The sequence below is a fragment of the Actinomadura rubrisoli genome (genome assembly GCF_004349215.1).
Lineage (GTDB): Bacteria > Actinomycetota > Actinomycetes > Streptosporangiales > Streptosporangiaceae > Spirillospora > Spirillospora rubrisoli.
This window is the reverse complement of record NZ_SMKU01000078.1, coordinates 23,174-30,242: the sequence shown is the minus strand read 5'-3', so window position 1 is coordinate 30,242 and position 7,069 is coordinate 23,174. Positions and strand designations below refer to the sequence as shown.

Here is a 7,069-nt window from a genome sequence, read left to right as displayed (position 1 = left end):
CGGCCCTGGCGAGCGCCGCGCTGCTCACGGCAAGCCTGCTGACCGCCCCCGCCGCCCACGCCGTCCCCGCCGGGCCGAGCACCCGCACCCACCAGATCGGCACCCACCAAGCCGGCACCGCCCACCGCGCGCCGCGGCCGGTCGTGCTGGCCACCATCCCCGTCGGCCTGAACCCCCGCGTCGTGACCTTCGCCCCCGGCCACCGGACCGCCTACGTCGCCAACGCCGGATCCAACACCGTCTCGGTCATCGACGTCGCCTCCCGCACCGTGGTCGCGACCATCCCGGTCGGCGCGTTCCCCTACGGCGTGGCCTTCGACCGCCGCGGCGCCTTCGCCTTCATCGCCAACCGCGACTCCGACGAGGTCTCGGTCATCGACACCGCCGCCCGCAAGGTCGTCAAGACCGTCCCCGTGGGCGATGCGCCCCGCTGGGTCGCCATGGCCCCCAACGGACGCTACGCCTACGTCAGCAGCACCGGATCGGGCGCCGTCACCGTCATCGACACCGCCACCCAGGCCGTCACCGACACCATCCCCGTCGGCAAGGCCCCCCGCGGCATCGCCTTCACCCCCAACGGACGGCGCGCCTACGTCGCCAACTCCGACTCCGACACCGTCTCGGTCATCGACACCCGCACCAAGACCGTCACCGACACCATCCCCGTGGGCGACGAACCCCGCGGCGTCCTGGTCACCCCCGACGCTGAGACCGTCTACATCTCCAACACCATCGGCGGCACCGTCTCGGTCATCGACGCCGACACCAACAAGGTCACCGACACCATCACCGTCGGCGCCAATCCCCGCGGCCTCAACCTCTACAGCGGCGACCGCATCGCCTACGTCGCCAACTCCGGGTCCGACACCGTCAGCATCTTCGACACCCGCACCCACAAGGTCCTGGGCGACGTCGCGGTCGGCGACGACCCCCGCTGGACCGCCTCCGGCCCCGACGACGAGTACCTGTACGTCACCAACACCGGCTCGCACAGCGTCTCGGTCATCACGATCGAATGCTGACCCGGTGACCGCCCGGCCGCCCGCCGGCGGCCGTCAGCGGCCGGAGGCGCGCAGGAGGCGGCGGCCCATGTCGGCGAGGCGGTCGGCGAGCTCCGGCGGCTCGCGGACCTCGAAGTCCAGGTCGAGGTAGGCGATGCGCAGCGCCGTCCACTCCAGGGAGTCGGGGGCGGTGCGCAGCGTGCACGTGCGGTCGTCGACGGGCTCCACCTCGGCGCCGGTGACGCGGAACCGGTCGGCCAGCTCTTCGGCCGAGGCGTGCACGGTCAGCACCGCCCGCCGCGGGGAATCGGACCCGGTCAGCGTCCCGGCGACGAACGCGGCCGCGTCCGGGGCGGGCAGCTCGCGGGCCGCGGACCTGACCCCGGTGGGACGCGGGGCGCCCACCCGGTCCACGCGGAACGTCCGCCAGTCCTCGCGGCCGGCGTCCCAGGCGACCAGGTACCAGCGGCGCCCCGCCGACACCAGCCCGTGCGGCTCCACCAGGCGGGCGCTCTGCGCGCCGTCCTTGTCGCGGTAGGAGAACCGGAGCCGCTCGCGGTCGCGGGACGCGGCGGCCAGGACCGCGAGGGTCTCGGGGGCCACGGTCGGCCCCGCGGGCGGCCCGGTCAGCGGCATCGTGACCGAGTGCAGGGCGTTCACCCGGCGCCGCAGCCGGTCGGGCAGCACCTGCTCCAGCTTGGCCAGAGCCCGCACGGAGGTCTCCCCGATGTCCTCCACCGCTCCCCCGGCGGCGTGCCGCAGCCCGACGGCGATCGCGACGGCCTCCTCGTCGTCCAGCAGGAGCGGCGGCATCGCGGCGCCCGCCTCCAGGCGGTACCCGCCGACCGAGCCGAGGGTGGCGTGCACCGGGTATCCCAGGTCGCGCAGCCGCTCCACGTCGCGGCGGACGGTGCGGGGGCTGACGCCCAGGCGCTCGCACAGCTCCGGGCCCGTCCACTCCCGCCGCGTCTGCAGCAGGGACAGCAGCTGGAGCAGCCGGGCCGAGGTAGTTTGCGGCATCTTTCCAGTATGCCCCCCAAATGAGGCCAGATCATGACCTCATTCGCTCCTAACCTGGGACGCATGAGCACGGACAGCATCATCATCACCGGAGCCAGGCAGAACAACCTCAAGAACGTCTCCCTGAACATTCCGAAGGAGCGGATCGTCGTCTTCACGGGGGTGTCCGGCTCCGGCAAGTCCTCGATCGTGTTCGACACCGTGGCGGTGGAGTCCCAGCGCCAGCTGAACGAGACGTTCACCTGGTACATCCGCCACCGGATGCCCAAGCACGAGCGGCCCGACGCCGACGCGATCGACCGGCTCGCCCCGGCGGTCATCGTCGACCAGCGGCCGATCGGCGGCAACGCGCGCTCCACGGTCGGCACCATGACCGACATCTACTCGATCATGCGCGTGCTGTTCTCCCGGCACGGGACGCCCAGCGCCGGCGAGGCGGGCGCCTACTCCTTCAACGACCCGCAGGGCATGTGCCCGGAGTGCGACGGCCTCGGCCGCGTGGTCCGGGTCGACCTGGACCGGTTCCTGGACACCGGCAAGACGCTGAACGAGGGCGCGGTGAACTTCCCGCCGTTCGGGGTGGGCACCTACGTGTGGCAGCTGTACGCCGAATCGGGCCTGTTCGACCCCGACAAGCCGCTGCGGGACTTCACGCCCGAGGAGTGGCAGATGCTCCTGCACGGCAAGGGCTTCCGCGTCCAGCGGCTCAACCGGACCGGGCGCATGGGCAACAACGCCTACGAGGGGCTGGTCGAGCGGTTCGAGCGCCTCTACATCAAGCGCGACCTCAACGCGCTGACGGGCAGGATGCGGGACGCGGCCCGCCGCGTCGTCCGCGAGGACACCTGCCCCGAGTGCGGCGGCGCGCGACTCAACCGGGCGGCGCTCGCGTCCAAGATCGACGGCCGTGACATCGCGGAGCTGTGCCGGATGGAGGTCGGCGACCTGATCGCGGCGCTCGGCGGGATCGGCGACCCGGTCGCGACGCCGATCGCGCGGGCGGCGATCACGCGGCTGCGGCGGCTGGAGGACATCGGCCTCGGCTACCTGTCCCTGGACCGCGAGACCCGCACCGTGTCGGGCGGGGAGGCGCAGCGCCTCAAGGTCGTCCGGCACCTGGGGTCGAGCCTGACCGGGATGACCTACATCTTCGACGAGCCCAGCGTCGGCATGCACCCCCGCGACGTCGACCGGCTGAACGCCCTGCTGGTGCGGCTGCGCGACAAGGGCAACAGCGTGCTGGTGGTGGAGCACGACCCCGACGTCATCCGCGTCGCCGACCACGTGATCGACATGGGCCCCGGCGCGGGCGCGCACGGCGGCGAGGTCGTCTTCACCGGGACGGTCGCGCAGCTGCGCGAGTCCGCCACCCCGACCGGCCGGTACCTGCGCCGCACCGCGCCGGTCAAGGACGCCTTCCGGGAGCCGTCCGGCTGGCTGGCGGTGACCGGCGCCCGCGCCCACAACCTCAAGGACGTGACCGCGCGGTTCCCCACGGGCGTGCTCACCGCCGTGACCGGCGTCGCCGGGTCGGGCAAGAGCACCCTGGTCATGGAGGAGTTCGCGCCCCGCCACGCGGAGGCGATCGTGGTGGACCAGTCGGCCATCGCCGCCTCCCGCCGCTCCAGCCCCATCACGTTCCTGGGCGTCATGGACCCGGTGCGCCGACTGTTCGCCAAGGCCACCGGCATGGACGTCGGCTGGTTCAGCTACAACTCCAAGGGCGCGTGCCCGGCCTGCGACGGCAACGGCGTCATCTTCACCGACCTGGCGTTCATGGACCCGGTCACCACCACCTGCGAGGTATGCCACGGCACCCGGTACCGCCCGGAGGTCCTCGCCCACACCCTGCGCGGCCGGACGATCGTGGACGTGCTGGAGATGACCGCCGAGGAGGCCCTCGCCTTCTTCACCGGCGACGGCCCCGAGCGCGCCATCGCCGCCCGCCTGCGCGCCGTGGACGAGGTGGGCCTGGGCTACCTGACGCTCGGCCGGCCGCTCACCTCCCTGTCGGGCGGGGAGCGGCAGCGCATCAAGCTGGCCGGCGAGCTGCACCGCACCGGCGCCGTCTACGTGCTGGACGAGCCGACCACCGGGCTGCACATGGCCGACATCGACGCCCTCGTCGACCTGCTCGACCGGCTCGTGGACGCCGGCAACACCGTCATCGTCATCGAGCACGACGTGGACGTGGTCAAGCGGGCGGACTGGGTGATCGACCTCGGCCCCGACGGCGGCCGCCACGGCGGCGAGATCGTGTTCACCGGCACTCCGGCGGCCCTCCTGGAGGACCCGTCCTCGATCACCGCCGAGTTCCTGCGCCGGGACCTCGCCATGCGCGCCCCCGCCACCGCCCGGGCCGTCTAGCGCCCGGGCCGTGCAGCGCCCGCCGCCGGCGGGGTCGACTTTGGTCTATCGGGTCTCGCCCATCGGGCGATGCCCCCGGCGCCTCGTCCCACGAGACTGGGCGGCATGACAGGGGGACTCTGGACGCTCGACCATGACGGCCACCGCCTCGAAGTCGGGACCGAGCGGACCGGCTGGAAGCAGCTCGCGCGGCTGTACGCGGACGGGGAGCAGGCCGGGGAGGCCACGGGCGGCCCGCTGATCAAGATCCCGTACGGCGAGCTGACCGTGCAGGTCTGGTTCGACGTCCGCGGCCTCCTCGACGGGCAGGCCGCGCGCTGCCACCTCGCGCCGCCCGAGCCGTCCGAACCGTCCGACACAGAAGGCGAGGAGGGCAAGGACGACGACGCCGACGACGGGGGCGGGGCGGAGCAGGGCAAGATCCCGTTCGTGCCCGCCGAGGGGACGCGCGCGGCCCGGCGGGAGGCGCTGGCGCTCGCGCATCCGGCGCTGTACGCCTCGCGGCACGTGGTGCTGGCGACGGGCAAGGTGCTGCTCCCGCTACTGGGGCTGGGCGCGCTGATCAAGCTCCTGCTGGCGATGGTCCCGTGGCCGGACTGGTCGCTCCCGGAGATCGACCCGCCGTCGGTCCCGCTGCCGGACGTCCCGTGGCCCGACCTGCCCGACGTGTCGCTGCCGCTGTGGCTGCGCGTCATCCTGGCCACCGCCAAGTTCTGGGTGCCGATCCTGTTCGCGATCGGCGTCGCGGCGAAGGAGGTCGAGCGCCGCAAGAAGCAGCGCGAGCAGCAGGAGCAGAAGCGGCAGGGGCAGGACGACGCGGAGCCCGCCGGGCCGGTCAGCCGCTGAGCAGCGCGAACAGCCCGGCGCAGGTCAGGGCGACCATGACGGCGGCGATGGGGAGCTGGCCGCGCAGGGTCCGCCCGGTAGGCAGGGTGCGCAGCGCGAGGTCGTGGGCGGCGATGGTGCCCGCGATGTGGCCGAGGACGATGGCGTTGACCTGCACCTGGGCGGTCAGCGTCGGGCCCGCCAGGTCGTAGTCGACGCGGTGGCCGGTGGAGCCGAGCAGGTCGAGGCCGGTGCCGAACGGGTCGCCGGCGAGGATGAACGTCGTCTGCCCCTCCAGCACGAAGAACGAGAAGTAGTGCGCGACGGTGTAGCCGAACGCGATGGGCAGCAGCGTGGCGGCGAACCGTCCGGGCTGCGCGGCCGGGTCCTCGCCGGTGAGCCGTGCGCTGATCCGGAGCGCCGCCACGTACAGGACGGTGACGGCGCCGATCGCGGCGACCAGCCCCAGCGTGCCCGCCACCATGCTGGACGGGTCGACGTTGTCGCGCCAGTAGGTGGTGCGGGTGATGCCGTCGAAGCCGGTCGAGCCGATCAGCACGCACGCGGCCGCCACCAGCCCGGGTTCGGCGGCGCCGGTCATGAGGCCGGTCAGCGGCGTCCGCGCGACGAGCGCCCCGTCGCCGCGCCGCCCGAGCGGGCACAGGCGCGCCAGGAGGCTGGAGTACGCCTCGAACCCGTCGCCGCGCGTGAACCAGCCGCGCCCGTACCACCAGGCCAGCGCGATGTTGACCGCCGCATACCCCACGATGAGCGCGCCGACGACGCGCGGGTCCGACCGGTGCGGGGCGACCAGTTCCAGCCACACGAACCCGGTGAGCCACGCGGCGGCGGGCCAGTAGCCGAGCCCGGACGGAAGGGGGCGGCGCCCGCGCGCCGGGTTGGTGCGGGTCAGGCGGCAGAGCCCGGCGTGCAGGGTGCGCAGCGGGTTGACGCGCCGCCAGACGGGCCCCAGCAGGACGCTGGCGGGCACCAGCCCGACCCAGAACGTCACGAACAGCGCCCAGGGGGCCAGGTTGGTCCTGTCGGTGGGCGGGCCCGCGAACGCGACGGCGACCACGAAGGCGGTCGCGGCCAGGGCCAGCACCCGTCCCGCCGCGATGAGGGGCCGCGCGTCCAGGACGCGGGCGAGTGCGGCGGGCAGCGGGCGTCCCCCGTCCGGGTGGAGCCGGGGCCGCCGCCACGCCGCGGTGAGGGCCAGGAACGAGGCCGCCACGGCCGCGCCGCCGCCAGCGATGGCGGCGACGGCGTCCAGGGGCAGATCCGTCCGCCCGCCGAGCCCGTGCGCCAGGACGTGGACGCCCGCACCGCCGAGGGCCGCGCTTTCGAGCGGCACGGTCAGCCGACCTGCAACTCGAACACCCGGGCGCCCGAGTGGTGCAGCTCGGCCTCGAAGACGCCGGGGATGTCGGCGGTGAGCTGGAGCGTGGCGGGCTTCCCGGGGGCGAGCTCCAGCTCGCGGTCGTAGCCGTGCAGGTGGAACTCGTCGGCGGCGTCGCTGGTGATCGTGATGCGGACGGTGGCGCCGCGCGGCACCTTCACGCGGTGCCCGGCGATCCGCACCTTCCCTTTGGTCACGGTCGCCGTAACGCTGGTAACGGACTTGTCACCCGGCGGTAGGGCCGTCGGGGATCCCGCCGGGACCTGGGCCGACGGCGCGGCACTCGCGGGCGCGCCGGGCTCGGCGGCGGGCTCGCCGCACCCCGCCGCGGCCATGACCGCGCCCATGACCGCGCAGGCCACGACCATCCGCCGTACGGGCACCCTCATGCCGCTCCCTTCCCACCGGTGGCTCACACCACAGATCATTACACTGGACAATGACACATTAAAGGATG

General features: G+C 73.6%; 6 protein-coding genes. 3 read left to right on the top strand and 3 right to left on the bottom strand.

Features of this window, described 5'->3' with window-relative positions; all coding sequences use genetic code 11:
• The coding region (locus tag E1298_RS17165) for a beta-propeller fold lactonase family protein (RefSeq protein ID WP_131894354.1) at positions 1–1,022 on the top strand (1,022 nt) is incomplete at its 5' end.
• Between the two features lie 33 nt (positions 1,023–1,055).
• On the opposite strand, the gene E1298_RS17160 is transcribed toward E1298_RS17165, so the two are convergent.
• Complete coding sequence (locus E1298_RS17160; RefSeq protein WP_131894352.1) at positions 1,056–2,021, bottom strand: helix-turn-helix transcriptional regulator; 966 nt, start codon at positions 2,019–2,021, stop codon at positions 1,056–1,058.
• Positions 2,022–2,084: 63 nt separating this feature from the next.
• On the opposite strand from E1298_RS17160, the gene E1298_RS17155 reads away from it, so the two are divergent.
• On the top strand, positions 2,085–4,388 hold the full coding sequence (locus E1298_RS17155; protein WP_131894350.1) for an ATP-binding cassette domain-containing protein: 2,304 nt from the start codon (positions 2,085–2,087) through the stop codon (positions 4,386–4,388).
• Positions 4,389–4,493: 105 nt separating this feature from the next.
• Positions 4,494–5,234, top strand: a complete 741-nt coding sequence (locus tag E1298_RS17150; protein WP_131894348.1) for a hypothetical protein — start codon at positions 4,494–4,496, stop codon at positions 5,232–5,234.
• Here the strand turns inward: E1298_RS17150 and E1298_RS17145 are convergent.
• Both E1298_RS17145 and E1298_RS17140 read right to left on the bottom strand, forming a co-directional pair.
• Positions 5,224–6,567, bottom strand: coding sequence for a hypothetical protein (locus tag E1298_RS17145; RefSeq protein WP_131894346.1), 1,344 nt, complete (start codon positions 6,565–6,567; stop codon positions 5,224–5,226). The genes E1298_RS17150 and E1298_RS17145 overlap by 11 nt on opposite strands.
• Before the next feature lie 2 nt (positions 6,568–6,569).
• Positions 6,570–7,001, bottom strand: a complete 432-nt coding sequence (locus tag E1298_RS17140) for a cupredoxin domain-containing protein (protein ID WP_207944679.1) — start codon at positions 6,999–7,001, stop codon at positions 6,570–6,572.
• Positions 7,002–7,069 lie beyond the last annotated feature (68 nt).